This is a genomic window from Pseudomonas sp. NPDC087612, assembly GCF_044743505.1.
GTDB lineage: Bacteria > Pseudomonadota > Gammaproteobacteria > Pseudomonadales > Pseudomonadaceae > Aquipseudomonas.
In genome coordinates, this window is the sequence record NZ_JBIUWO010000001.1 from 104,604 (window position 1) to 131,450 (window position 26,847).

The window sequence follows — 26,847 nt, forward strand, 5'->3', positions numbered from 1 at the left end:
TTAATGGTAATTACTCTCATTATCATGATGCTGGAGTGATTGCACAATCCCCTTTCGCGGGGCAAGCGGACTTGCCCCGCGCGGCGGGCTCAGCGCAAACGCGCCCTGATCCGGTGGCAAACATCCAGCACCTGCTCCACCTCACCCTCTCCCAGGTCGATCTTGCAGGCCATGTTGCTGAACACCTGCGCCGCCTCGGCCTTGAGCTCACGGCCCTTGTCGGTCAGCAACAGGTTGCGCCGGCGACGGTCGTTGGGGTCGAGGTACACGGTGATGAAGCCGTTGTCGGCCAGGCGTTTGACGATCGGCGTCAGGGTGCCAAGGTCGAACAGGGTCAGCTCGCTCAGGGCGCTGATCGAGACATCGTCCTGGCCCCACAGGCCGGCCATCACCAGCAGTTGCGGGTAGGTTACGCCGCGCTTTTTCAGCGGCTCGGCGTAGTCGCGAACCATGGCGTTGGCCGTCGAGTACAGCGAGAAGCACAGCATCCGGTCGAAGTCGAAGGTCGGGTCAAGCATAGGCACCTCCGCGCACACGGCTCAGTTCATGCACGGCATTGACCAGCGTGGCCACCGCCTCGGGCGAGGTCGCCGGGGAAATCCCGTGGCCCAGGTTGAACACATGGCCAAAGCCCGCAGCGGGCGGCCCGAAGGCCTGCAGGGTACGCTGCACTTCATGGCGGATACAGGCCTCATCACCCAGCAACACGCTGGGGTCGAGGTTGCCCTGCAGGGCAACACTGTTACCCACCAGTTGCCGGGCCATGCCCAGGTCGCAGGTCCAGTCCAGGCTCAGGGCATCGGCGCCGCTGTCGGCCATCTCCGCCAGCCACGGGCTGCCGCCCTTGGTGTAGATGATCGACGGTACGCGCTGGCCGTGGTGGGTCTTGTGCAGGCGCGCCAGCACCTCGCGCATGTAGAACAGCGAAAACCGCTGGTAGGCGCCGTCGGCCAGCACCCCGCCCCAGGTGTCGAAGATCATCAGCGCCTGGGCACCGGATTCGATCTGCGCATTGAGGCTGGCCGCCACCGCCTGGCTGGTGACCTGGAGAATGCGCTGGAGCAGCTCCGGGCGGCGGTAGAGCATCTTCTTGATCAGCTGGAAATCGCCCGGCGGGCCGCCTTCGACCATGTAGCAGGCCAGGGTCCAGGGGCTGCCGGCAAAGCCGAGCAGTGCCACCTTGGGGTCAAGCTCCCGGCGGCTCTGGGCCACCGCCTGGTACAGGTAGTCCAGCGCTTCGGGCTCGGGCACGCGCAGGCGCTTGATGGCCCGCTCGTCACGCAGCGGATGGCGAAAGCGCGGGCCTTCGCCATGGCCGAAATACAGGCCCAGGCCCATGGCATCGGGCACGCTGAGGATGTCGGAAAAGACGATGGCCGCATCCAGGTTGAAACGCCGCAAGGGTTGCAAGGTGGCTTCGGTGGCGTAGTCCGGGGTTTTCACCAGGCTCAGGAACGACCCGGCCCGGGCCCGCAGCTCGCGGTACTCGGGCAGGTAGCGCCCGGCCTGGCGCATCAGCCAGACCGGCGTATGCGTTGTCGGCTGACGCAGCAAGGCCTTGATTAGGGTTGTAGTGTGCAAGGACAGGTAACTCGTACTGGATTCGCGAGAATCGTTGGAAAGACCGCCTATCAGTGGCGGTTGGGCAAAGCGTGGGCAATCTCGCGGCGCAAGGCCTCGATGCTGGCGCGGTAATCGCCCTGGGCGAAAATCGCCGTGCCGGCCACGAACATGTCGGCGCCGGCGGCGGCCACCTGGCCGATGGTGTCAAGGTTGATGCCGCCGTCCACCTCCAGACGGATCGCCCGGCCACTGTCGTCGATAAGCTTGCGCGCTGCGGCAATCTTGGGCAATACCGCAGGGATGAACTTCTGTCCGCCAAAGCCCGGGTTGACCGACATCAGCAGTATCAGGTCGAGCTTGTCGAGCACGTATTGCGCGGCGTCCAGGCCGCTGGCCGGGTTGAACACCAGGCCCGCCTTGCAGCCCAGGTCCTTGATCAGTTGCAGCGAGCGGTCCAGGTGCAGGGTCGCCTCGGGGTGAATCGAGATGTAGTCGGCGCCGGCTTCGGCAAAGGCCTGGATCATCGCATCCACCGGCGTCACCATCAGGTGCACGTCAATCGGCGCGGTGATCCCGTGGCTGCGCAGGGCCTTGCAGAACTGCGGGCCCATGGTCAGGTTGGGCACATAGTGGTTATCCATCACATCGATATGGATGACATCGGCACCGGCGGCCAGTACCTGCTCGGCTTCAGCGCCGAGGCGGGCGAAATCGGCCGCCAGAATCGACGGTGCAATCCAGAACTCTTTCACGGGTGTACTCCATTACTCATTGACTAATCGTTGCCGCGGCCCGGGTTCACGCTGAAGCAGCGCGGCGTTGATCTGCGCGATCAAGGCCGTGCCGGGTTCCTCCAGGTGAAAATGATGGCCGCCCTCATGCCAGTGCACCTGGGTGGCCCAGGGCAAGGCGTTTTTTCTTTTATCGAACTGGGCACCGGCAAACAGCCCCTGGCGCCCTAGCAGCAGGTGCAGCGGGCAGCTGATCTGGCGCAAAAAGTCGCAGGCCTGGCGCTCGGTCAGTTGCATAGGCTCAGGCAGCACCAGGCGTGGGTCGTGGCGCCAGCGGTAACCGTCGCCGACACTGAGCAGGTCGCGCATGGCCAGCAGCCGCGCGCCCTCGGCGCACAGGGTGCCGTCGATGCTGTTGCGCCGCTCGCCGATGGCCGCTTCAAGGCTGCCAAACTGTGCCGATTGCGGCGCTGAAAACCCATGCAAGCGGGTACGCAAGGCCAGGCGCAGCAGGCGCTGGGATTTTTTCAGGTGCTCGACGGTGTCTTCTTCGGCAATGGTAAAGGGCGCGCCCATGCCGTCGATGAACACCATGCTGTCGATCGACTTGTTCATCGCCGCCAGAATCGATGCAACCCCGGTGCCCATGGAGTGCCCCAGGACCGAAAAACGCTTCCAGCCCAGGCACTCGACCAGGGCGTTCATGTCGTCGGCGTGTTCCCACAGGTAATAGCCGCTGTCACCCCGACGGTGCTCGGAGCGGCCGTGACCGGCCAGGTCCGGGGCGACCACAAAGCAGTCCTCGAGCAGCGGCGCGATCCGTTCGAACGACGCTGCGTTGTCCAGCCAGCCATGCACGGCGAGCACCGGGTGGCCGCGCTCATTGCCCCAGATGCGCAAGGCGAAATGGTTGCCGTTGACGTCCAGCGATTGCTCGCGACCTCTGTTGCCCAGACTCATATCCGCACATCCTGTATGCCTGAATCACCGATAAAAAAGCGCCACTCAACCGGCCACGGCCAGTTGCGCATGGCGCGCTGTCTGTTGCAGTTGCTGCAAGTCGAACTTGCCATTGGCGGTGCGCGGCAGGTTGCCCTCGATGCTGATCGACAGCGGCACCTTGTGCGCTTCAAGGCCATGGCGGCAACGTTCGAGCAAGTGCTCGGCACTCAGGCTGACACCTTGGCCCAAGGTGACGAACGCCCATAGCCCCTCGCCGACCGAAGCATGTTCGATACCGACCACCGCCGCCGCTTCGACACCGTCGATGGCATACAGAAAGCTCTCGACCTCGCTGGGGCTGACCTTCATGCCGCGCGACTTGATCATGTGGTCCATGCGCCCCTGGAAGTACAGGTAGCCATCCTGGTCGAGGCTGCAATAGTCGCCGGTGTACAGCACGCTTTCCCCCGGGTACGGCCCCGGCTTGAGTTTTTGCGCGGTGGCCTGGGGGTTGCGCCAATAGCCGGCCATCACCGTGGCGCCGCGAATCACCAGCTGGCCGACCTGATGCGGCGTGTCGATGCGCCGGCCCTCATCGTCCACCAGCCACAGCTCGGTGTTGGGGATGGCGATGCCGACACTGCCCGGCTTGTCGTCGATGTCCTCGGGCGGCAGGTAGGTGCAGCGCTTGCACTCGGTCAGGCCGTACATCGAGAAGATCAGCGCCTGGGGGAACAGGCCCTTCATCTGCGCAATATGGTTGGCCTTCAAGGCCGCGCCGGTGTTGGTGACCATGCGTACCTGCGGGAAGGTCGCCTCGCGCTTGTGCGCATACTCGTGCAGGAGCATGAGCATGGTCGGCACGAACGGGATCACCGTGACCTGGTACTGGCGGATCTTCTTGATCAGGAAGATCGGCCAGGTGAACTCCTTCTCCAGCACCAGCGTGGCCCCGGCGCTCAGGGCCATGATCATCTGGTACAGGCCGTAGTCGAACGACAGCGGTAGCGAGCACAGCACATTGTCGCTGGCCTGGTAGCCCAGGTAGGTGTGCAACGAGTTGAGCGCCGCGAGCATATTGCGGTGGGTGAGCATCACGCCCTTGGGCGCGCCGGTGGAGCCGGAGGTGTAGATGATCGCCGCCAGGTCCAGGTCAAGGTTGCCGCACGGCAGCGGAATGCCGGCGCCCTGCCCCAGCAGGCTTTCGAGCGTGTGGGTATCGGCTGCGTCGGCTTCGCCGTCGAGCAATACAATGGCCTTGAGGTAGCTCAGCCCGGCGGTGCCGGGCGCCAGGCTGGCGAATTTCTCCGAGGTGGTGATCAGCACCGAGGCCTCGGCATCGCGAATGATGTAGTCGAGGCTGTCGGCCGGGGTTTCCAGGCCGACGTTGACCATCACCCCGCCGGCCCGCAGCACGCCCCAGAAGGCACAAACGGTTTCGACCCGGTTGCCCAGGCACACCACCACGCGTTCCTGGCGCAGCAGGCCATTGACCTGCAGGCCGGCGGCCAGGCGCCCGCTGGCTTCATCGAGCTGGGCGTAGGTGTAGGTTTCATCGGCGTAGATGATCGCCGCTTTGTCCGGGTGCAGGCCGTTGGGGGTTTCCAGCACCTGCTGCAGGAGGACGTCAGACGCCTTCATGCTGCACCTCGGTACGCGACCGGCGCGCGACCGCCGGTTGACGATGAGCGTCGATGTAGCCCGCCAGGGTCGCCACGGTGTTGAAGTGGCCCGGGGCGATGGTGTCGGGATTGACGAAGAAGCCTTCGATGTCGTCTTCGAGGTTGACCAGCAGCTCCATCGAGGTCAGCGAGTCCAGGCCCAGGTCGTCGCGCAGGTGCGAGTCGGCGCTGATCACGGTGTTTTCCGGCAGTTTCAGCACCACCCGCAGGATCTCGCCAAGCTGGCGCTGGGTCGCGGCCTGGGCGATCGGCGTCGGCTCGCCGGGTGCCGGTGCCGGTGCCGGTGCGGCGCCGAGCATGGCCGACAGTGGTACGTCGGCATGGCTGTCGCGGATGTCCAGGGCGGTTTGCCGGGCGCGGGCGAGGAACAGCTGGCCGTTGCTGACGATCACCTCGGCCGGGTGGCCATGGCTGTGGAACAGGGTGGGCGATGCGGACGGGCCATAGGCGCCGGAAGCGGTGACAGCGAGGATGTCGCCCTCGTGCAGGGTTTCGATCTGCAGGTCGCGGGCCAACAGGTCGTCGGGGCTACAGAGCGGCCCGGAGATATGGTATTCGCGCAGCGGTGCGCCGGTGCTGCCGGTGGCATGGACGATACGAAAGTTGCGCTTGAGCACCTGGCCGCTGCCAGCGGCGGCGCCATGGCAGTTGGTACCGCCATCGGTGACGGCAAAGGTCTTGCCGTGGTTTTCCTTGATGTTGTCGACCGTCACCAGCAAGGCGCCGCACTTGCCGGCGATAAAGCGCCCGGACTCGACGATGATGCGGGTCTGCGGGAACTGCTGGTTGAAGGCTTCGAACAGCGGCGCCAGCAGTTGCTTGAGCTGGCGGGTGTCGAGTTCGTTCTCGTTCTCGTAGTACTTGATGCCCAGGCCGCCACCGACATCGACCATGCTCATGTCCAGGTTGTAGCGCCGGGTCAGGCTGCGGAACAGGCCGAGGATGTACTTGGCGTTGTCGTACACCGATTGCGCATCGAGGATCTTGGTGCCGTTGTAGACGTGAATGCCCTTGATCTTCAGGTTGGGCAACGCTGCGTAGTCACCGAAATTGGCCACCGCGGTGTCTTCTTCGATACCGAAGTGGGTCGGCCGCCCGCCCATCTTCCACGGCGAGCCGGAGGCGGAGAAATTCGGGTTGATGCGGATCGCCACCGGCGCCACGCAGTTCAGCTCGCCGGCCAGGGCCGAGAGCTTGCGCAGCTCGGTCTCGGACTCGACGACGATGGCGAACACCCCGACCTCCAGGGCGCGCCGGTGTTCTTCAGGCTTTTTGTAGGGGCCGAGGAAAATGATGTCCTGGGGGTCGACCCCGGCCTTGAGGGCAATTTCCAGCTCGCCCAGCGAGCAGACTTCGGTGTTACCGCCGTAGGAGCGGATCAGTTTTACCAGGGACAGGTTCGGGTTGACCTTCAACGCATAGAAGATGTCCACACAGTCCGGCAATGCATCGCGCAACTCGTTGAAACTGTTGCGCAGCACGGCTTCATCGTAGAGGTAGGTCGGTGTCCCGAACGTTGCTTTTGCCTGGACGACCAGTTCCTTGGAAAGCTTCATCTGTTGCTCCCTTCGTTCTTATAGTGTGCCGCCGCTGCGCGCGTACCCCGTCCCGGCTCGAAAGCACCGTTACAGGGGCGAATAGCGGGATGGCGTCAAGGTTGGTTGCGCACCACTGCCGGACGTGTGCTGGCGTCCGGCATAAAACTTTGCGCGCAAAGTTTGTGAAATTCTGCGGCCGCATTTGCGGTGATGTCAAGATAATTCCACGGGGTTTTGGCTGCGACACAGCGACACGCATTTACCGGCACGATCAATGCAGAACAGCAGTAATTCACTACAGCTTGCCCATAACAGGTGCCGTATTGGCCAATGAATACGGGGGTTTGATCTGATCCGGTGTTAACGCAGGTTTCTGAGTCTGTTTTGTATGTCGGCAGCTTCCTAGAGTCTGCGCCTGTGCCCCTGCCCCACGGCAGGGCGAGCCATACAGGAACTGTGGAAACTAGCCATGAGCACACATCAACAGGCGCAGGCCTATAACTACAAGGTGGTCCGGCAATTCGTCATCATGACGGTGGTCTGGGGTATCGTCGGCATGGCCATGGGCGTCTGGATCGCCTCGCAACTGGTCTGGCCAGAACTTAACCTCGACTTGCCCTGGACCTCGTTCGGCCGCCTGCGCCCCTTGCACACCAGCCTGGTGATTTTCGGCTTTGCCGGTAGCGCGCAATTTGCCGCCAGTTACTACGCCGTGCAGCGCACCTGCCAGGTGCGGCTGTTCAGCGACAAACTCGCCGCCTTCACCTTCTGGGGCTGGCAGGCGACCATCGTGATCATGCTGGTAAGCCTGCCCCTGGGCCTGACCACCACCAAGGAATACGCCGAGATCGAATTCACCGGTGCGGTGTGGATGGCCATCGTCTGGGTCGCCTACGGCATCGTCTTCTTCGCCACCCTGATGCGCCGCAAGGCCAAGCACATCTACGTCGGCAACTGGTTCTTCGGCGCCTTCATCGTGGTCATCGCCATGCTTCACGTGGTCAACCACCTGTCGATCCCGGTCAGCTGGTTCAAGTCGTACCCGGTGTACGCCGGGGCCACCGACGCCATGGTCCAGTGGTGGTACGGCCACAACGCCGTGGGCTTCTTCCTGACCACCGGCTTTCTCGGCATGATGTATTACTTCGTGCCCAAGCAGGTCGGCCGCCCGGTGTACAGCTATCGCCTGTCGATCGTGCATTTCTGGGCGCTGATCACCCTGTACATCTGGGCCGGCCCGCACCACTTGCACTACACCGCCCTGCCCGACTGGGCGCAATCGCTGGGCATGGCCATGTCGCTGATCCTCCTGGCACCCAGCTGGGGCGGCATGATCAACGGCATGATGACCCTCTCCGGCGCCTGGCATAAGCTGCGCAGCGACCCGATCCTGCGCTTTCTGGTGCTGTCGCTGGCGTTCTACGGCATGTCGACCTTCGAAGGCCCGATGATGGCGATCAAGACTGTCAACGCCCTCTCGCACTACACCGACTGGACCATCGGCCACGTACACGCCGGTGCCCTGGGCTGGGTGGCGATGATCACCTTCGGTTCGCTATACCACATGATCCCGAAAGTGTTCGGCCGCGAGCAGATGTACAGCGTCGGCCTGATCAACCTGCACTTCTGGCTGGCCACCATCGGCACTGTGCTGTACATCGCCTCGATGTGGGTCAACGGCATTGCCCAGGGCCTGATGTGGCGCGCCACCAACGACGACGGCACCCTCACCTACTCGTTCGTCGAGGCGCTGGTGGCCAGCCACCCGGGCTTTATCGTGCGCTTTGTCGGCGGCGTGTGCTTCTTGAGCGGCATGCTGCTGATGGCCTACAACACCTGGCGCACCGTGCGTGTGGCCGATGAAAAACTGGCGCTGAACAACGCCAGCCTGGCCTAGGAGGCCCGACCATGGATGACTGGCTGTATGCACTGTATTGCCTGAGCGGCGTACTGTTCTTCTACCTGGTCACCAGCGCCTGCCTGCAGCGTCACAGCGGCGAAGTGGACGATCAGGCCAGCCTGATACCCTTCGCCGATGACCCGGCGGTGGCCCGCCGGGTCGAGGCCGCCACCGGTAAGCCGGTGCCGGCAGTGGCGCCGGATGCGGCCCTGAAGGCCTGAGCCGCGCCGGGCTCAGAAGGCGCCCAGGTAGCCCTGCCCGCGCAGCACTGCCACCAGCTGCGCGACGCAGGCGTCGACATCCTGGCTTTCGGTGTCCAGCAGCAGCTCCGGCTGCTGCGGCGCCTCGTAAGGTGAGTCGATACCGGTGAAGTTCTTGATCTGCCCGGCCCGGGCCTTCTTGTACAAGCCCTTCACATCGCGCTGCTCGCAAGTGGCCACACTGGCCTTGACGTAGACCTCGACAAACTCGTCGCCCTTGACCAGCTCGCGCACCAGCTGGCGATCGGCGCAAAACGGCGAGATGAACGAGCACAGCACAATCACCCCGGCATCGACAAACAAGCGCGAGACCTCACCCACGCGGCGGATGTTCTCGATGCGGTCGGCTTCGCTGAAGCCCAGGTCCTTGTTCAGCCCGTGGCGGACGTTGTCGCCATCGAGCAAGTAGGTATGGAAGCCCTGGTCGATCAAAAACTGATCCAGTGCATTGGCGATGGTCGACTTGCCTGCCCCGCTCAACCCAGTGAGCCAGATAATGCACGGCTTTTGCCGCTTGAGCCTGGCCCGCGCCTGTTTCTCGACCGCTTGTGGATGCCAGACGATATTGGTTCCGACTTTTCCCATGTCCATCGACCTCATGCAATAACGGTTGAAGTTCCACTTCACGCTGTGTCATCGGCTGCCCGGCGGTTCAAACCGGCGGGAACGGCAGCACCCGGTCGATGACATAGGTAGACAGTTTTTGCGGTAACAACTTCTGCACCAGAATCAGCAGCTTGACGTCACTTGACAGGTTGATGCGAAACTGGCGCCTGAAGCAGCCCTTGAGAATCGCCGCGGCCGCCTGGCCTGCGGGCATCGGCTTGCCACGGCCCATCTTGGCCTTGATCCAGGCCGGCATATGCTCAAGCTCACCGGCGTACATCGGCGTGTCCAGGTCGCCCAGGCAGGCCAGGTGCACGTGCACCTGGCGCGGCAACAGCTCGCGGCGGATGGCATCGGCAAAGTTGTTCAGGCCGCCCTTGGAGGCGGCGTACAACGAATAACCGGCCGCGCCCACCAGGCCAAAGCCCGATGAGATGAACAGCACATGGGCGCCGCGGCGCAGCAAGGGGATGCCCAGGTAGGTGGACGACACCGCGCCGAGCAGGTTGATCTTCAGGTTGCGGTTGACCTCCTGCAGGCTCTTGTAATCGCCCAGCAGGTCGATGGTGGCAATCGCCGCGTTGACGATCAGAAAGTCGATTGCCTCAAAGCGCCGGCTGATCGTGGCAAAGGTGCTGCACATGGCCTGCTCGTCGGCAACATCACAGACGAAGGTGTGCACGTTGATCCGGCTGTTCAGCGCCTCAAGGCTGGCCTTGGCCGCCTGCAGCCGGCCCTCGTCGCGGGCCAGCAGCAGCACGTCATAGCCTTTTCTGGCCAGTTGCCCGGCCAGCTCCAGGCCCAGGCCGGATGAGCCGCCGGTAATCAATGCGATCTTGTTCATCGGCTTCACTGCCCCTGTATGCGGACGATCGGCGCCACTCGGTACTGGCCCGAAAGCAAGGCTGGCCCCGGGTTGTAGCAGCGCAGGTTGAGGTTGAAGTAGCCGCTGTGCGAAGGCAGCCAGTTCCCCGCGAACGGCGGCGCAACCGGCGCCTTGCCAATGAACACCGAGGTCGAGCCATCGGCATTGGCCTGCAACTGGTGATACAGCGAATTGACCGTGTACTTGTCCTGCGGGTTGTCGGTCAGGCGGCCCTGGTCGTCGTAGTAGCTGATCGACCAGAAGGCTTCAACCGGCGGCAACTGCCCGGCTTCAAAGCGGATTTCATACTGGTTGTCGCCATGCAGCAGGTTGCCTTCGCAATCCGTCCAGGCCATGAAGTACAGGCTTTCTTGCGCTACGTTGGCCCAGATGCCGTGCAACGACACCAGCGCACGCAGGATGTAGTCATGGCCGTAGTTGCCGATCGCCCCCGGCAACTTCCAGCCGTTGTTCAGCTCGCCGCGCTCGAACACCTTGCCTTGCAGGATCGCCGTGGCTTGCACCACCGCGCGCGCCAGGCCTTCGCGCACTGCAGGTGCCAGGCTCTGGTGGGCGAAGCCGTTTTCAACGCTGATACCGACGTCGGCCATCAGCCCGAGCAACATGCCTTCGCTGGCGCTGGGCGGGACAAACTTGAGCACCGCGCCCAGCTCTTCGAAGAACGCCAGCTCCGCCGGGCAACTGGAATCGCCCGCGCGCAGCGGCGCACAAGACCCCAGGGTAACCTGCGTCAGGTCAAAGCCCGGGTGGTCGGCGCCGTGCAGCGGTGTCAGGCGCAGGCCGTCCTGCAGGGCGTTAACCGCGCTCAGGTCTTCATGATCGCCCGCGGCAATGCGCCCGACCACATACAGAAAGTCGCTGTCGCTGTAGATCACCGTGGCCTGCGCCGGCACCCGATGCTGATCGCGACGGTTGGCAATCACCACGCTGGGCAGTTGTCGGCCATAGGTGCGGGTGCCGAGGTTGGCCAGGGTCTCCATGTACGGATCGAGCACCTGCAGGCCGTACCAGCGCTCCTGGAAATCTGGCGCCGTGAGTACCAGCGGGCCCTGGTGCAAATCCAGTACCGCGGTTGAATAGAGAAAATCGGTGGCCGAGTTGACGAACTTGCTCGACGCCCGGGTCGACAGGCTACGCATATGCTGGAAGGCGTTGATCGCCTGCCCCTGCGCTTGCGCGCCGTGGCCGACCACCTTGCCCAGGCGATATTTCCAGCACTCGACGATCGGCAGCCCCCAGACCACCAGTTGCACACCGACACTGAACGCCCAGTCCTGCTGACCCTGGGCAACCGTTTGGTGGATATCTTCAGCCATGCTCATGAACACACTTCCTGCGCTATAGAGGGGTGAGCCTGTGGCCCACGCGGACATTGACGGGTGAACCAGGGCACTCAGTAGTTCATGTCGCAGGACCAGTCGCGGCTGTTATCGACGACGATGTCGGGCGGCAGGCTGTATTTCATTTTTTCCAGGGCAAAGCCCCAGTTGGCCTCGATGGCCCGGGCCTGTTGCTCGCTGTAGGTGTATTTGTTCTTTTTGTAGCCGGCGATCGATGCCAGGTAGGCCTCGATGTCCTTGAGCACGGCAGGCTCGAGCGGCAGGTCGAGGGTCTGGTAGATACGCTTGACTTCGTTGAGCGGGTCTTCGTCAAAGTCCTCGTAACTCACCTCGACCAGGTTGCCCGGCGGCACCAGGTCGCGCGCATCCCAGTAGGCATTCATGATCTTCCCGTACAGGCTGTAGCAGAGCTCGGAAAAGTCCTCGTTGGTGAACTCCTGCAGGGCCATTTCCTCGGCTTCCTTGACGAAGTCATGCAGCGCCGACACATAAATGTTGTAGGGGTTGCGCGAGATGTGGATGAACTTGGCGTTGGGATAGAGCTTGAGCAGCATCGGAATCCGTGCGGTGTTGTAGGGGTTCTTCAGCACCAGGCGCTTGCCGTTGGCCAGGAACGAGGCCTTCTTGATCACCTGCTGGTAGACCTTTTCCCAGTTCGCCACCTCGTCGGGGCTGGTCTGGAACAGCACGTACTTGTCGAAACTTTCGCGGATGGTGCGCGGAAAGTGGTTGCAGTGGTGCGAGGTGGTCATCAGGCACGAGAGGCTGAATTCTTCCTCCTGAGGCAGGTCGACGCCGATCTTCATGTTGTCCATCATCCGCTGCGCCGGCAGCAGGCTGGCAACCATGCGTTTGAGCAGCTTGTGGCGGCTGAGGATCACCGCGCAGGTAGGGAAAATTGCCTGCAGGGTGGTCAGGTAGCCCAGGCGCTTGTCCTGGCTGATGACGTTGTGCAAATGGGTGGTGCCGCTGCGCCAGTGGCCGAGGATGAAGATCGGGTCTTCCTGCAGGCGGCTGCGCTCGATGGCCTTGTTGAACCGCAGGGTTTCCACCAGGCGCAGCGGCAAGGTCAGCGCCGTGCCGCACAGTGTCAGGGTGAAGGTCGCCAGCTTGTCGCGGCTGACGCCGCCATGCTTGATGACATTGCGGATCAGGTTGCTGGCACTGCCGCCGATGTACGGATGCACCGACAGCTTGCCTTGTTTCTTATCGCTCATGATGACTCCCTTGTTTTTATAGTTATGCGCAGACACGCTCAGCCTTCGCGCTGTTGCGCGCTGGCCTGCGGTGCATCGAGCAGGTCCATTTCCATCAGGGTTTGCAGGGTGGCGGCGACCGCCTTGTCCAGCTCCGCGGCGCTGAGCTGGGAGTGGATCGAATAGCGCACCACACCCATGCCCGCCGGGATTGCCGGCTGCAGGAACACCGAGGTCAACACCCCGCGCTGCTGCAACTTGCCGTAGAACACGCAGGCTTGCTGTTCGTCGTCGAAAAACAGCGAGACGATCTGGCACTGGCTGTCGCCCACCGCCACCCCGGCCTCCTGCAACTGGCGGCGAAACTCGCTGGCGTTGTCCAGGCAGCGCCGGGCGCGCTCGGGTTGGTGCATGATGATGTTCAGCGCAGCCAGGTGCCCCGCCGCCGAGACGCTGGAGGTGGCCGAGCTGAAAATCACCGAGCGACAGCCAGCACGCACCAGCTGCATGGCTTGGGCATTGCCGGCAATCAGCCCGCCGTGCCCGCCCAGCGCCTTGTTCAGGCTCACCGTGCGAAAGTGCACGCGTTCGGCCAGGCCCAGTTCCACCGCCAGCCCGCCGCCATTGCCGAACATGCCGAAGGAATGCGCCTCGTCGAGCACCAGCAGGCACTCGTGGGCTTCGCAGATTTCCAGGTAGCGGCGGATGTCGCCAATCGAACCGTCGGTGCTGTACACCGCATCGATGACGACGATGCCCGGGCCGTTCTTCTCCAGCCGGCGCAGCAGGTCGTCGGTGTCGTTGTGTTCGATGACGATCTTCTTGCCCAGCGACAACTTGATGCCGTCATACAGCGACGCATGGGCATGCCTGTCGATGTACACCGGCTTGAACAGCGGCGTGATCGCCTCGAGCAGGCCGACGTTGGCGGCCCAGCCGGAGGTGGTCAGAATCGCGTCGTCGGCGCGCATGCAGCGGGCCATCTGTGCGCGGAACGCTTCGCACTCATCGGCGCTGCCGCCAAAGATGCTCGACATGAACGACTCGTCGCGCAACTGGGCATTGGCCCCGGCGCGGGCGGCACTCACGGCCGGGTGATTGCCCAGGCGCAGGTAGTCGTTCTGGTGCAAGGCGATGTAGCCGCTCAGGTCGCTCGGCTGGCAGAACGGGAACGGATCGAGGCTGGCGACGAACTCGCAAGCCGGGCGCATGTGCTCGACGTACCAGTCAGGCACGCGCGCCGGGTTAGAAGTGTGCAGGGGTGCGTTCATGGTCAGGCCATCCCGATCATTTTCTTCAGGAACCAGCGTGAACTGCTGGTATAGGGCGCGCGCACCGCATCAAGGAAGTTGATGCGCGACTGGCGGAACACCGGCTTGAAATGGCTGAAGGCCTGGAACCCGCGTTCGCCGTGATAGGCACCGAAACCGCTGTTGCCGACGCCGCCGAACGGCAGCGATTCCTGGGTGTAGTGCAGCAGCGTGTCATTGATGGTCACGCCACCGGCCACTGTGCTTTTGAGCACGTAGTCCTCGACGTTATGGTCGTCGGTGAACACATACAGGGCCAGTGGCCGCGGGCGCTGGTTGATGTAGCCAACGGCGCTGGAAAGCTGCTCGTAAGGCACGACAATCAGCAGCGGGCCGAAGATCTCGTCCTGCATGATCCGCGCATCCTCGGGCGGGTCGATCAACAGCGTCGGCAACAACCTGCGGCTCTGCGCGCAAGACAGCTGCTGCGGGTACACCGGGTGCTGCTGCGCCCCACGGCCAATGGCATCGTCGCAGTAACCCTGCAGGCGCTCGAAGTGGCGGCTGTTGATGATGCTGGTGTAATCCGGGCTGTGCAGCGGGTCGGGGTACATGTGCCGGACCTGCGCGCTGAACGCCTCGACGAACTCGGCCTGGCGCGCCTTGGGCACCATCACGTAGTCCGGTGCGGTACAGGTTTGCCCGGCATTGAGCAGCTTGCCGGTCACGATCGACTTGACTGCGCGCCGCATGTCGAAGTGCTCGTCGATGATCACCGGCGACTTGCCGCCCAGCTCCAGGGTCAGCGGCGTGAGGTTGGCCGCCGCGGCCGCCATCACCTGCTTGCCGACCGAAGTGCTGCCGGTAAACAGCAGGTGGTTGAAGGCAAGTTCAGTAAACTGCCGGGCCAGTTGCTGGTCGCCTTCGACCACGCACACGTGCGACGGCTTGAACGCCTTGGCCAGCATCACCTGCAGCAGGCGGCCGACTGCCGGGGCCATTTCGCTGGGCTTGATCATTACCCGGTTGCCGGCGGCCAATGCGGCGATCAGCGGCTTGATCACCAGGCCAAAGGGGTAGTTCCACGGCGACATGACTCCCACTACCCCCAGCGGCTGCGGCATCACCCAGGCGCGGGCGGGCTTGAAATTGATGTCCACCGCGCAGCGCCGGCGTTTCATCCAGCGCTTCAGATGACGCTTGGCGTAGGTGCAGGCCTTGAGGCTGCCGACGATCTCGGCCATCAGCGTTTCTTCTTCGCAGCGGTGGCCGAAGTCCTTGTCCAGCGCCGCCTGGATCTGCGGGATGTGGCTGCGCACCAGTTGCTCGAGGTCGTCCAGCGCGCGCAGGCGCTCCTCAAGGCTGGGCATCGGCTGTTCGAGAAAGGCTGCCGTCTGTTGCTCGAAAATCGCCTGCAGCGCCGAAGCTGGCGCCTGTGGCTGATCACTCAAGGACACAGGGCGCACCTGGGCCGGGTCGGCAACACTGGAAATCGAATGGTTCATGTCCATCACCTGCCTTCAGTTACTCAGCCAGAGAAAGGGGTTGCTTGATCGGTGCCAGCCGGTGCCCGGGCACCAGTGCCGGCGCCTGGGCTTCATGGCGGGTCTTTCTCGACAGCCAGACTTTCTTGTAGCGATAGAACGGCGCGCCGGGGTAAAGGTGGTGCGACAGGTGATAGTTCTGGCCGACGAACAACGGGAAGAACAGCCAGTCCATGCCGACCCGGTTGTTGGTCGCCTGGTACTTGTTGTCGTGCGCCTTGGTGGCGTGGGGAAAGTGCGGCAGGTAGTCGAAGGTGATCGCCAGGAAGAATTGCGCGACCCGGGTCGGCAGCAGGTACAGCACCAGGAACGGTACGATCCAGCCCAACAGGCAGACTGTCACCACCACCGCCACGGCAAATAGCCAGGCCAGCCAGAACTCGACCTTCTCGGCGGTCGGCCGGGACTGATAAGAGCCGTTGCGAAAGTAGGTGGTGATATAGGCGCTGTCCATCATCAGCCAGCGCAGCGGCAGGGTCCAGGCGCGGCCGCCACCGCAGGAATAATCCGGGTCCAGGCGCGGATCATTGGTGTGATGGTGGTGGGCCATGTGCAGGAAGCGGTAAGTGCGCAGGAACGGTGTCGGGGTTACCAGCAGGAACCCCAGGCGGCCAATCACATCATTGAGAAAGCGGTTGGCGCAGATCAGCCCGTGGGACGCTTCGTGCAACACGGTGTAGGCCAGGTACGAACACAAGGTGTTGATGACGAATGCCCAGCCCATGGCCAGGCGGTCGCTGACCGCCAGCGCCGTGGACAGGATGAAGGCCAGCATGATCACCACGAACAGGATGATGGTCGGCCAGGCGAAGCGCGGGCGGGTCATCAGGCGGCGAAACTCGTCCTCGCAATCGACGCGCGCGCCGTGCTGCGGTACTGGGTTCATGGTTCAGCCCTCGTGAGCGTGGAAAGGTGGTTGCTGAGTTCGTCGATCGACGGGTAGTCGTAGACCAGGGCAGGATCGAGCTCGCGCTCAAGCCATTCACCGAGCTCACCGATCATGCCCACGGCATCGCGCGAGGCGACGCCGTACTCATCGAACGCCAGGGCGCTGTCGACCTGGGCCAGGTCAAGCTTGAGCAGGCTTGCCAGGTGTTCGCGCAGCCATTGGGCGATCTGTTGCTGGCTCATGACGTCACCTCCCTGGTGCCCTGGTGGTTGAGCTCGAACGGCGAGACCACCGCCTGCAACTGCCCGTCCAGGTACAGGCTGCGGCACTGCGCGCGCTGCAACTTGCCACTGGAGGTCAAGGGCAAGCGGCTGCTGACGAACAACAGCTCATCCAGGGCCACACCATGGGCACGCGCCACTGCCGCGCTGATCGCCTGGCTGGTCTGTGCGACCGAGAAGATCTGCGCCTGGCTCTTGTGCAGCGAGATCACCACCACCAGTTGCTCGCGCTCGTCGCGATCGACGGAAAACGCCGCGATGGAAAAGGCATTGGCGATGCTGATGCTCAGCTCGGCGAGGGTGCTTTCGATGGTCTGTTCAAGGTCGTGGGGGTAGTGATTTTTGCCATCGATGATGATCAGATCCTTGCGCCGGCCGGTGACGAACAGCTCGCCCTGGTGCATGAAGCCCAGGTCGCCGGTGCGCAGGAAGCGCCGCTGCGGCTCGCCTTCAAGGGTTGCCTGCAGCACCTCCTGGGACAGTTGCGGGCGGTTGCGATAGCCGCCACTGACGCTCGGGCTGCTGACCCAGATTTCACCGACCAGATCGTCCGCCAGCGCCACGCAGCGCTGCGGGTCGACCACGCGTACCTGGCAGCTTTGCGCCGGTACCCCGGAGCTGACGAAGTGAATGCTCTGTGGCCCGGCGTGCTGTGCGTCGACCAGCACCGCGCGGTCGAGGTTGAGCTGCGCTTTGTCCAGGGTCAGGGTCAGCGGCGTGACGCCTTGCGGCACGCCGGTGACGAACAGCGTGCTTTCGGCCATGCCATAGCAAGGGCAATACGCCTGCGCCCGGAAGCCACTGTCGGCAAAGGCTTCGGCAAAGCGCTCGAGGGTGCCCTTGCGCACCGGTTCGGCGCCGCTGTAGGCGACCGTCCAGCTGCTCAGGTCCAGCTGCTGTCGTTGCTCTGGCGTGGTGCGCTGCAGGCACAGGTCGTAGGCGAAGTTCGGTGCGCCGCTGGTGGTTGCGCGGTAACGGGAAATCGCCTCCAGCCAACGCAGCGGGTTGGCGACAAAAGCCAGCGGCGACATAAGGATGCAGCGCACGCCCAGGTAGAACGCCTGCAGCAGGCCGATCAGGCCCAGGTCGTGGAACACCGGCAGCCAGCTGACATACACGGTGTTGTGGTCGTGATTGAGCGACTCGGCAATCATCTGCTCGTTGCTCATCAGGTTGGCGTGAGTGACCACCACGCCCTTGGGAATGCCGGTGGAGCCCGAGGTGTACTGGATGAAGGCAACTGAGCCTGCATCGATGGCCGGCGCCTGCCATTGCCCGGCAAGCGCGGGGTCGGCCTGGTCGACATCGACCACCTGCACCAGGCCGGTGATGGCCTCATGCGCGAGCAGCGCCGCCAGCGACAGCCGGTCAGTGATCAGCAACTGCGCCCCGGCATCACTGATGACCCGGCACAAGCGTTCACTGCTTTCATTTTTTTTCTGCGGGTAGACCGGCACTGCGGCAATGCCGGCATACAGGCAGGCGAAAAACGCCAATACAAACTGCGGCCCGGGTTGCGTGGCGATGATCGCCGCCGGTGGTTGCCGCTCGGCGCCGGCCTTCAGGGCCAGTTGCTGTTGAAGTTCGACCGCCAGTGCCCTGGCGGCGTAATCCAACTCGGCGAAGGTATAGGTCTTGCCCTCTTCGCGGCCCTTGTCGAGCCACAACAAGTACTGTTTATCGGGTTGTACCCGGGCATGATGACGGGCGAGATCCACCAGCGTTGCAACTACCGATGCAGCGGCCGACGGTTTCACCAGCGAGGTGCTCCGCTCAACGTTCATATTCATGATTAACGGCTCTGGTTCGTTATTATTTTTATACAGCGCACAGCCCTAACTCGCGCGCGACCGACGTGTTATTGAAACAGTGTTATTAGCTGTGACGTAAGAGACTCAACTGCTCAATATCAAACGCTGCGCTTCATTGCGTTCAAGTTTTACGCAATAAAGAACAAAGTAGGGTGTCCCGACAATAATATTGAGCATGATGGTTTTGAGAATTTCCGGCGTACCGACCAATCGATGCGCAGCGGCATAGGTCAGCAGGGTCAAGCCATAGGGGACAAATGCAGCAATTGGAAAGCGCCAGGGTTTGGGCGTGACGCTAAAGGCAAACTCTACCAGGCCGGCAACCAGGTAGCCGCCAATAAAGCTGCCCAGCGCCTGTACCATGGCCGAGGCCATGGCGGTTTCCAGCCCGGCGTTTACATAATAGGCCCAGCCGCCGTAGAGGATCGCCGACAACACCCCGGTTATAAACATTCGCCTGCTTTTACTGCCACGCGCTGTTGTTGTTATTGTTGTGCTCATCTCGAACGGTCTCCGGTGATTGCCAGTAGTAGCCGCGGTCTATCATTAGAAACAAACAAACGTACTGTCAGAGGATCAGAAAGCCCAGGCGCACGCACATCGCCAGGAGCACCAACCAGCTCAGCATGAACAGCTTGGAGCGTGGCCCGACCTTGTTGTTGGTGACGTGCACCAGGCTCTGCAGCACCCGGCAGGCGACGTAGGCCCAGGCCAGGCCGATGAACACCCAGTCAACCTTGGCCAGGCTGATCAGGGCGACACACAGGAAGTAGAACGGTGGCGTTGACTCCAACAGGTTGTGAAAGCAGCGCTCGGTCTGGCGTACTGCCCGCGGCAGCTTCTCGCCGGTGTCATAGGTCTTGAAGTAAGCGGCACTCAGCGCTCCGGACTTCACGGCACTTTGCCGTCCACGAAACATCAGATACAGCACCACGACGGTCAGCAGGATCATTGCCAGCGCCGGATAAAACATCAGACCTTGATTCATTGCACACACCTTCTTATTGTTGGTTTTCTACAACTTTCCGATGCCCAGCCGCTCGCCCGCCACTACACCGGCGCGCAGGCTGAACAGTTGGCCCTGGGTTCAAGGCCAAATCGACGATAACAGACCGACTACTTTACGGTGGCGTAATACAGCGTAAGAAACATCCCAAACAGTTGTGACTATTCAGGCTACTTCGGCAGCATTGACAGCGATTGCCCGAGACCGTGTCTACTGCATGTAGCAGCAGCGGTTACGCCAGCAATCTGAGCAGGACCGAGACGACAAAAGCCGTGTGGTGATGGGTTTAACTGCAACCCGAATGACGTGGTCGACTCCGTTCGACATATTCGCGCTCCTCGCTTAACTGTTTCCAAAAGTTGCACGGTTCTTTTCGAGCGTCAAGCGAAAAAAAACACCGCTCATCGCTTTTGGATCCCTTCGCCGGGCACTTGCGCTGTTTACCTGTAAAGAAGTTGTCACACTGGCGTCGAGTAACAAGTCTAGACCGGGCATCACGCCGTAAAGAGGGATTGGCGATAACGGCTATTCAAATGAGTTGATATTTTTTAATAAATAACTATCGGTCTTACAGTGACCAAACGGTCACGCTATTTTCCCGTTGAAATTGCAGTTTCAGCGTTGCCCGGATTTACATTTCATTACTGGACGCTTGGGGGTAGCAGACCTAGGATCTTTTCGCTGCCCATAACAATTACAACGCCCAGGGAAGGTTTATCCGCATGCACAGCCCCGTGTTGTCTATGGTATTGCCTGTCAGCCTCATTGCCCTGCTCGCGGCCTGTGACGCCCCTGCCCCGCCTTCGCCCCCTCCCCTCGCGGTGCTGATTGTCCATCCGCAGGCGGCGACCGACCTGGCCGATGCCTACCCGGGGGAAGTGCGCGCACGCTTCGAGCCGGAGCTGGCCTTTCGCATCGATGGCAAGGTCAGCAAGCGCCTGGTCGAGGTTGGCCAGAAGGTTCGCGAGGGCCAGCCACTGGCGCAACTCGACCCGCAAGACCTGCATTTTCAGCTCGACGCCCGCCGCGCCCAGGTGGCCGCCGCCCAGGCCAACCTGCGCCTGGTGCAGGCCGAGCGTGATCGCTACCAGCGGCTGTTGCAGCGCAATATGGTCAGCCATTCGCAATTCGAGAATGTCGACAACGCCTACCGCGCAGGCGAAGCCCAGCTCAGGCAGGCCACCGCGCAATTCAACAGTGCCCGCAACCAGGCCGACTATGCCGTGCTGCGCGCCACTCAAAGCGGGGTGATTGCCCGGCGCATGCTCGAAGTCGGGCAGGTGGTCAGCGCCGGGCGCACGGTGTTCAGCCTGGCCGCCGACGGCGAGCGTGAAGTGCTGATCAACTTGCCGGAGCAAGCCTTCGAGCGTTTTCGCATTGGCCAGCCGGTATCGATCGAGCTGTGGTCGCAACCACAACGGCGCTTCAATGGCCAGATCCGCGAGATGTCACCGTCGGCCGACCCGCGCTCACGGACCTTTGCCGCCCGGGTGACCTTCACCGACAACGCAGTGCCGGTAGAGCTGGGGCAAAGCGCGCGAGTGTTCATCGCCCATGAAGCCAGCGCGACCCTGGCAGTGCCGCTGTCGGCGCTCAGCGCTGAAGCCAACCGGCCGTTTGTGTGGGTGGTCGACCCGCAGCAATCGACCCTGCGCCGTGCCTTCGTCAGCATCGGCAGCTTTGGCGAACAGCAGGTCGCGGTGCTGCAGGGGCTGGCGCCGGACGACTGGGTGGTCAGCGCCGGGGTTCAGGTGCTGCGCGAGGGGCAGAAGGTCCAGCCGGTCGATAACCAGAACCGTCAGGTTGCCTTGGCCGGCAAGGAGTAGCCCGGATGAATTTCAACCTGTCTGCCTGGGCGCTGCGCAATCGCCAGATCGTCCTCTATGTGATGTTGCTGATGGCCGTGACCGGCGCCCTGGCCTACACCAAGCTGGGCCAGAGCGAAGACCCGCCCTTCACCTTCAAGGCCATGGTCATCCGTACCCTGTGGCCAGGAGCGAGCGCCGAAGAGGTGGCGCGCCAGGTCACCGAGCGGATCGAGAAGAAGCTGATGGAAACCGGCGAGTATGAACGCATCACCTCGTTCTCGCGCCCGGGGGAATCGCAGGTGATCTTCACCGCCAGCCAGACCCTGAACTCGGCGAAACTGCCCGAGCTGTGGTACCAGGTCCGCAAGAAGGTCAGCGATATCCGCCACACCCTGCCCCAGGGCACGCTCGGGCCGTTCTTCAACGATGAATTCGGTACCACCTTCGGCAACATCTATGCCTTGACCGGCCAGGGCTACGACTATGCCGTGCTCAAAGACTACGCCGACCGCATCCAGTTGCAGCTGCAACGGGTCAAGGACGTCGGCAAGGTCGAGCTGCTGGGCCTGCAGGATGAAAAGATCTGGATCGAGCTGTTGAACACCAAGCTGGTCAACCTCGGCCTGAGCCTCGGCGCGGTGCGCCAGGCCCTTGAGGAACAGAACGCGGTGGCCGCCAGCGGTTTCGTCGAGACCCCGACCGACCGCGTGCAATTGCGGGTCAGCGGGCGCTTCGAGACCGTCGAGCAGATCCGTAACTTCCCCCTGCAGGTGGCCGGCAATACCTTTCGCCTGGGTGACGTTGCCGAGGTCAAGCGCGGCTTCAACGACCCGCCGGCGCCGCGCATGCGCTTCATGGGCGAACCGGCGATCGGTCTTGCCGTGTCGATGAAGGCCGGCGGCGACATCCTGGTCCTCGGCCAGGCTCTGCAAGGCGAGTTTGCCCGCCTGCAGCAGCACTTGCCGGCGGGCATGCAACTGCACAAGGTCTCTGACCAGCCGGCGGCGGTAAAGACCGGCGTCGGCGAGTTTGTCCGGGTGCTGAGCGAAGCCCTGGTGATCGTGCTGGTGGTCAGCTTCCTGTCGCTGGGGCTGCGCACCGGCCTGGTCGTGGCCCTGTCGATCCCGCTGGTGCTGGCCATGACCTTTACCGCCATGTACTACCTGGGCATCGGCCTGCACAAGATCTCCCTGGGGGCACTGGTGCTGGCGCTGGGATTGATGGTCGACGACGCGATCATTGCCGTGGAAATGATGGCGATCAAGATGGAGCAAGGCCTCGACCGATTGGCCGCGGCCAGTTACGCCTGGACCAGCACGGCCTTTCCGATGCTCACCGGCACCCTGATCACCGCCGCAGGTTTTCTGCCGATTGCCACCGCGCAGTCGGACACCGGCGAATACACCCGCTCGATCTTCCAGGTGGTGACCCTGGCACTGTTGATGTCGTGGATCGCCGCGGTGGTGTTCGTCCCCTACCTGGGCGCACGGCTGCTGCCACAGCGCAGCCACACCGGCGCGCAAGCTCAGGCGCACGGCGCCCAGGCCACTTACGACACGCCCTTCTACCGCCGGGTGCGGGCACTGGTGGCCTGGTGCGTGGACCATCGCAAAACCGTGATCGCCCTGACCCTGGGGTTGTTCGTCGCCTCGATCCTGCTGTTTCGCTTCGTCCCGCAGCAGTTCTTTCCGGCCTCGGGGCGCCTGGAGCTGATGGTAGATATCAAGCTGGCCGAGGGTGCATCGCTGACCGCGACCGAACAACAGGTCCATCGCCTGGAGCGCCTGCTGGCCGAGCATGACGGCATCGACAACTACGTGGCCTATGTCGGCACCGGTTCGCCGCGCTTCTATCTGCCCCTGGACCAGCAACTGGCGGCGGCAAGCTTTGCCCAGTTCGTGGTGCTGGCGAAAACCATCGAAGACCGCGAAGCGCTGCGCCAGTGGCTGGTCGCGACCCTCAATGAACAATTCCCGGCCCTGCGCACACGGGTCTCACGCCTGGAGAACGGGCCGCCGGTGGGCTACCCGGTGCAGTTTCGGGTATCGGGTGAACACATTCAGGAGGTCCGCGCCCTGGCCCGCGAGGTGGCCGACAAAATTCGCGAGAACCCCCATGTGCTCAACGTCCACCTCGACTGGGAAGAGCCAAGCAAGGTGGTGCGCTTGAACATCGACCAGGACCGCGCCCGGGCGCTGGGGGCCAGCACCGCCGACCTGTCGCGGTTCCTCCAGGGCTCGCTGACCGGCGCTGCGGTCAGCCAGTACCGCGAAGACAACGAACTGATCGAGATTCTTGTGCGCGGCAGCGAGCAGGAGCGCCAGCAACTGTCGCAACTGTCCAGCCTGTCGATGCCGACCGCCCAGGGCCATAGCGTCAGCCTGGCGCAGATCGCGATTCTTGAATACGGCTTTGAAGAGGGGGTGATCTGGCACCGCAACCGCCTGCCGACAGTGACCATTCGCGCCGATATCCAGGGCGACCAGCAACCGGTGAGCCTGGTCAAGCAGATCCAGCCGACCCTGGAGCCGATCCGCGCCAGCCTGCCTGACGGCTACCTGCTGGAAGTCGGCGGCACGGTAGAGAACTCGGCGCGCGGCCAGCAGTCGGTGAAGGCTGGCCTGCCGCTGTTCGTCGTGGTGGTGCTGACCCTGTTGATGGTCCAGTTGCGCAGTTTCTCGCGCTCGATCATGGTGTTTCTCACCGCCCCGCTGGGGCTGATCGGCGTCACCCTGTTTCTGCTGATGTTCCAGCAGCCGTTCGGCTTTGTCGCGCTGCTGGGCACCATCGCCCTGTCGGGCATGATCATGCGCAACTCGGTGATCCTGGTCGATCAGATCGAACAGGACATCAAGGCCGGCATGGACCGCTGGCAGGCGATCATCGAGGCCACGGTACGGCGCTTTCGGCCCATCGTGCTGACCGCCCTGGCGGCGGTGCTGGCGATGATTCCGCTGTCGCGCAGCATTTTCTTCGGGCCCATGGCGGTGGCCATCATGGGCGGCCTGATCGTCGCCACCGCCCTCACCCTGTTGTTCCTGCCGGCGCTGTACGCCGCCTGGTGCCGGGTCAAGCGGCCCTAGCCAGGCACGCGCTCGTCGGCAAAAAAGGCCTTGCGCCTATCCACCTGGCTGGAGGCGCGAGGCAGGTTGGCCGCCTCTGCCGTGGGCTTCTCGACATACCAGTAGCAGTGTTTCGCCGCGCGGGTAATGGCCACGTAGGCCAGGCGCAGGACTTCGTCCTTTTGCGCGTTGTCGAACGCCTGGGCATCGCCGCTGCGGCCCAGGCCCGCCTGACGATAGACCTGGTTCTTGTACGGCGAATGGGTCAGGTGCTGGCAGTCGCCGAGCATGAACACCGCGTCGGCCTGCAGGCCCTTGGCGCTGTGATAGGTCAGCTGGCGCAGGCGCCGTTGCGCCGCCGGCAAACCGCCTTCGTGGTTGACCAGTGCCTGCAGGTGCTCGGCAATCGCCGCCTTGTCGCTGCTCTTGCGGTACAGCAGCATGACCGATTCGCCGTTGCGGTAGTGCTCCAGCAGGGTTTCGGCCAGGCTCGCCTCGTCGCGCTCGAGCACCTTGACCGGCAGCGGCGTCTCGGCCGCCGGGCCGCAAGCCCTGGCCTTCTTGCCGCTGATGGCCGGCGCCGATTTGACGATATGCTCGGCCGCATCGATGATGTGCTGGTGGCTGCGGTAGTTGTCGGCGAGCATCACCCGCGTGCTGCTCGGCGCCGGGAACTCCTTGGCAAACTCCATGAAGTACTTGGGCGAACTGCCACGCCAGCCGTAGATCGACTGCCAGTCATCACCCACGCACAAGAGCGACGAATGCTGCGCCACCCGCCCGACCTGCATGGCCGGGCCACGGCGGCGGATCTCGCGCAGGCAGGCGCGCAGCCAGGACACGATCTGCGGCGAGACGTCCTGGAACTCGTCGATCATCAGGTGTGCCAACGGCCGCAACAGCGGGTCGGGCAACAGCTGCAGGTTCTGCGGATTGTTCTCGCCGAACAGGGCGAACATGCGGTTGTAGCTCATGATCGGCGGCGACTGGCCCAGCAGGTGCGCCTCCAGGGCTTTCCAGTACAGGCCCAGGGCTTCAAAGAACAGGGCGTCGGTGTCGCCGGCCGGGAAGCTCATGGCACCGACCGCCTTGTTGACCTCAAGCCCGAGGTTCTCGATAAAGCCGGCAGCGCCAACAAAGGCATCCAGCAGCGGCGCTGCGCCCAGCTCGCCCTTGACCTTGTAATCAAAGCCCGGCCCGGCCACGGCATCACCGGCCAGTGACGATGTCAGGCGCTTGGCCGCAGCGTAGTTTTCCAGCCAGATCACAGGCTTATCGCAGAAAGCTTGAAACAGGGTGCGCTTGATCACCCACTCCGCCCACACCGGCAGCTTGGCCCCGGGGCGCTTGTACTGCTGGTTTTCCTTGGGGTCGAAACCGAGCACCACGTAAGCGTCGAGCTCGGCGATATGGCCATGGAAATGAAAGCGGCTACCGTTGATTTCGACGGTTTCGCGGCTCGGCTCGATGCCCTTGATCGGCCAGGCACCGGCAGCAAACCACAGGTCTTCGAGGGTGTCGCACAGCTCTTCATCGCGGCTGGCCGACAGCTGGGTCACCGCCACACGCTTTTGCACATCGGGGTGGTCGCGGTCCAGCGCCTTGAGCTGCAGGGCCTCGCGGCGCAGGCCGGCGATCAGCTCGGCAAAGCGCGGGCTGCTGCCCAGCAGGTCGCGGTAACAGAGGTTGAGGTGCTGGCGTTGGGCATCGTTGATACGCAGGTCGAACGGATTGCTGTCAGCATTGGCTTCGCTGCCGCCGGGCATTTCGCTGCCCAGGGTCTCGAACGCGCGCACCTGGCTGAAACCCGACAGGCTGCGCACCAGCGGCAGGATACGCGAATGGAAGGTGCGCACCAGCTCGCGCGCCTGCACCTGGCTGAGTTCCAGTTGCCACAGGGCAAAGACCTGGACCAGGCGGTTGATGAAGTCCTTGCGCGATTCGCGGGTGAAGGTCACCACGGTCATGGCGTCCAGCTCGTAGCCCAGGTAATGGCGCAACAGCAGGATGCGCAGTACCAGCGAAGTCGACTTGCCGGCGCCGGCACCGGCGATCACGCAGGTCGACGGCGTGTCGCTGAAGATCATCTTCCACTGCGCCGCGCTCGGCTGGGCGTGGGCTGGCAGGCGCTGGGCGACGTCGGCCTTGAAGCGCTTCTTGAGCTCGGCAGTCAGCGCCAGGCGCCAGTCGTCGAACAGGGCGTCGTCGAGCCCGGGCACGCCATGGCCGTCGGGGCGGGTGTCACTGATCACCAAAACCTGGCGCCCGGCCTCGTAGCCATCAATCCGCCCTTCTTCGTAGCCTTCGCGCAAGCCATCGGCGTGACCGGTGCGCTGACCATTGGCATGGCCCTGGAACCAGGAGTCGCGGTGCTGCGCCTGCAAACGGCTCAGGCCTCGACCCAGCAGGCGCGCAGCGAGGCGCCGCAGCCAAGGCAACTGCGCCGGCGCAATCAACTCCAGGGGTAGCTTGGGACGCTCTTCAGACACACCGACTCCAACAGAATGAAAACCAGCGGCCATGTTCGCTCCATCGGGCAAAAATCACCAGCC

At 63.2% G+C, this 26,847-nt stretch carries 22 protein-coding genes; 4 read left to right on the forward strand and 18 right to left on the reverse strand.

Annotated elements, in window-relative coordinates:
* Window positions 1-89: 89 nt before the first annotated feature.
* Genes ACIOVF_RS00490 through ACIOVF_RS00515 form a run of 6 tightly spaced genes read right to left on the reverse strand, consistent with a single transcriptional unit; the run spans window position 90 to window position 6,474 of the window.
* Complete coding sequence (locus ACIOVF_RS00490; protein ID WP_038994982.1) at window positions 90-518, reverse strand: MarR family winged helix-turn-helix transcriptional regulator; 429 nt, start codon at window positions 516-518, stop codon at window positions 90-92.
* Window positions 511-1,587: a uroporphyrinogen decarboxylase gene (gene hemE / locus ACIOVF_RS00495; protein ID WP_045198217.1), complete on the reverse strand. Its 1,077-nt coding sequence runs from the start codon at window positions 1,585-1,587 to the stop codon at window positions 511-513. Before hemE ends, ACIOVF_RS00490 begins: the two co-directional genes overlap by 8 nt.
* Before the next feature lie 44 nt (window positions 1,588-1,631).
* Complete coding sequence (gene rpe, locus ACIOVF_RS00500; protein WP_401286547.1) at window positions 1,632-2,315, reverse strand: ribulose-phosphate 3-epimerase; 684 nt, start codon at window positions 2,313-2,315, stop codon at window positions 1,632-1,634.
* 12 nt (window positions 2,316-2,327) lie between these two features.
* Window positions 2,328-3,254 carry an alpha/beta fold hydrolase gene (locus tag ACIOVF_RS00505; RefSeq protein ID WP_045198213.1) on the reverse strand — a complete coding sequence of 309 codons (927 nt, stop codon included), beginning with the start codon at window positions 3,252-3,254 and terminating at the stop codon, window positions 2,328-2,330.
* A gap of 45 nt (window positions 3,255-3,299) precedes the next feature.
* Window positions 3,300-4,877 carry a class I adenylate-forming enzyme family protein gene (locus ACIOVF_RS00510; RefSeq protein WP_093382133.1) on the reverse strand — a complete coding sequence of 526 codons (1,578 nt, stop codon included), beginning with the start codon at window positions 4,875-4,877 and terminating at the stop codon, window positions 3,300-3,302.
* Window positions 4,864-6,474, reverse strand: coding sequence for a phosphopantetheine-binding protein (locus ACIOVF_RS00515; protein ID WP_045198211.1), 1,611 nt, complete (start codon window positions 6,472-6,474; stop codon window positions 4,864-4,866). The genes ACIOVF_RS00510 and ACIOVF_RS00515 overlap by 14 nt, the downstream gene beginning before the upstream one ends.
* A 451-nt stretch (window positions 6,475-6,925) precedes the next feature.
* Here ACIOVF_RS00515 and ccoN point away from each other — a divergent pair, with 451 nt between their 5' ends.
* On the forward strand, window positions 6,926-8,353 hold the full coding sequence (ccoN, locus tag ACIOVF_RS00520; RefSeq protein ID WP_045198209.1) for a cytochrome-c oxidase, cbb3-type subunit I: 1,428 nt from the start codon (window positions 6,926-6,928) through the stop codon (window positions 8,351-8,353).
* 11 nt (window positions 8,354-8,364) lie between these two features.
* On the forward strand, window positions 8,365-8,577 hold the full coding sequence (locus ACIOVF_RS00525; RefSeq protein WP_038994976.1) for a hypothetical protein: 213 nt from the start codon (window positions 8,365-8,367) through the stop codon (window positions 8,575-8,577).
* A 12-nt stretch (window positions 8,578-8,589) separates the two neighbouring features.
* On the opposite strand, the gene cysC is transcribed toward ACIOVF_RS00525, so the two are convergent.
* From cysC to ACIOVF_RS00580, 11 genes are all read right to left on the reverse strand, one after another.
* Window positions 8,590-9,201: an adenylyl-sulfate kinase gene (gene cysC / locus ACIOVF_RS00530; RefSeq protein WP_045198205.1), complete on the reverse strand. Its 612-nt coding sequence runs from the start codon at window positions 9,199-9,201 to the stop codon at window positions 8,590-8,592.
* 67 nt (window positions 9,202-9,268) lie between these two features.
* A complete protein-coding gene (locus tag ACIOVF_RS00535; protein ID WP_045198203.1) occupies window positions 9,269-10,066 on the reverse strand; it encodes an SDR family oxidoreductase in 798 nt (265 codons plus the stop codon).
* Between the two features lie 5 nt (window positions 10,067-10,071).
* Entirely contained in the window at window positions 10,072-11,430 is a 1,359-nt protein-coding gene (locus ACIOVF_RS00540; protein WP_401286551.1) for a DUF1254 domain-containing protein, read from the reverse strand.
* Window positions 11,431-11,501: 71 nt separating this feature from the next.
* Window positions 11,502-12,665, reverse strand: a complete 1,164-nt coding sequence (locus tag ACIOVF_RS00545) for a sulfotransferase (RefSeq protein ID WP_052676523.1) — start codon at window positions 12,663-12,665, stop codon at window positions 11,502-11,504.
* A gap of 38 nt (window positions 12,666-12,703) precedes the next feature.
* On the reverse strand, window positions 12,704-13,915 hold the full coding sequence (locus ACIOVF_RS00550) for an aminotransferase class I/II-fold pyridoxal phosphate-dependent enzyme (RefSeq protein WP_052676522.1): 1,212 nt from the start codon (window positions 13,913-13,915) through the stop codon (window positions 12,704-12,706).
* Window positions 13,916-13,917: 2 nt separating this feature from the next.
* A complete protein-coding gene (locus tag ACIOVF_RS00555; RefSeq protein WP_082075446.1) occupies window positions 13,918-15,399 on the reverse strand; it encodes a coniferyl aldehyde dehydrogenase in 1,482 nt (493 codons plus the stop codon).
* Window positions 15,400-15,418: 19 nt separating this feature from the next.
* Complete coding sequence (locus ACIOVF_RS00560) at window positions 15,419-16,324, reverse strand: fatty acid desaturase (RefSeq protein WP_401286554.1); 906 nt, start codon at window positions 16,322-16,324, stop codon at window positions 15,419-15,421.
* Entirely contained in the window at window positions 16,321-16,569 is a 249-nt protein-coding gene (locus ACIOVF_RS00565; RefSeq protein WP_045198198.1) for an acyl carrier protein, read from the reverse strand. Before ACIOVF_RS00565 ends, ACIOVF_RS00560 begins: the two co-directional genes overlap by 4 nt.
* A complete protein-coding gene (locus ACIOVF_RS00570; protein ID WP_213604298.1) occupies window positions 16,566-18,398 on the reverse strand; it encodes a fatty acyl-AMP ligase in 1,833 nt (610 codons plus the stop codon). Before ACIOVF_RS00570 ends, ACIOVF_RS00565 begins: the two co-directional genes overlap by 4 nt.
* A 105-nt stretch (window positions 18,399-18,503) precedes the next feature.
* Window positions 18,504-18,920, reverse strand: a complete 417-nt coding sequence (locus ACIOVF_RS00575) for a hypothetical protein (RefSeq protein ID WP_195884275.1) — start codon at window positions 18,918-18,920, stop codon at window positions 18,504-18,506.
* Window positions 18,921-18,987: 67 nt separating this feature from the next.
* Entirely contained in the window at window positions 18,988-19,407 is a 420-nt protein-coding gene (locus tag ACIOVF_RS00580) for an MAPEG family protein (RefSeq protein WP_045198192.1), read from the reverse strand.
* A gap of 740 nt (window positions 19,408-20,147) precedes the next feature.
* Between ACIOVF_RS00580 and ACIOVF_RS00585 the strand changes: the two genes are divergently transcribed.
* Together ACIOVF_RS00585 and ACIOVF_RS00590 are read left to right on the forward strand one after the other, a co-directional pair.
* The gene (locus tag ACIOVF_RS00585; RefSeq protein ID WP_283817204.1) at window positions 20,148-21,251 is read left to right on the forward strand and encodes an efflux RND transporter periplasmic adaptor subunit; all 1,104 of its coding nucleotides are present in this window, start codon (window positions 20,148-20,150) and stop codon (window positions 21,249-21,251) included.
* Between the two features lie 5 nt (window positions 21,252-21,256).
* The gene (locus tag ACIOVF_RS00590; protein WP_093382103.1) at window positions 21,257-24,316 is read left to right on the forward strand and encodes an efflux RND transporter permease subunit; all 3,060 of its coding nucleotides are present in this window, start codon (window positions 21,257-21,259) and stop codon (window positions 24,314-24,316) included.
* On the opposite strand, the gene ACIOVF_RS00595 is transcribed toward ACIOVF_RS00590, so the two are convergent.
* On the reverse strand, window positions 24,313-26,817 hold the full coding sequence (locus tag ACIOVF_RS00595) for a UvrD-helicase domain-containing protein (RefSeq protein WP_401286558.1): 2,505 nt from the start codon (window positions 26,815-26,817) through the stop codon (window positions 24,313-24,315). The two genes, ACIOVF_RS00590 and ACIOVF_RS00595, sit on opposite strands and share 4 nt — an antisense overlap.
* Between the last annotated feature and the right edge of the window lie 30 nt (window positions 26,818-26,847).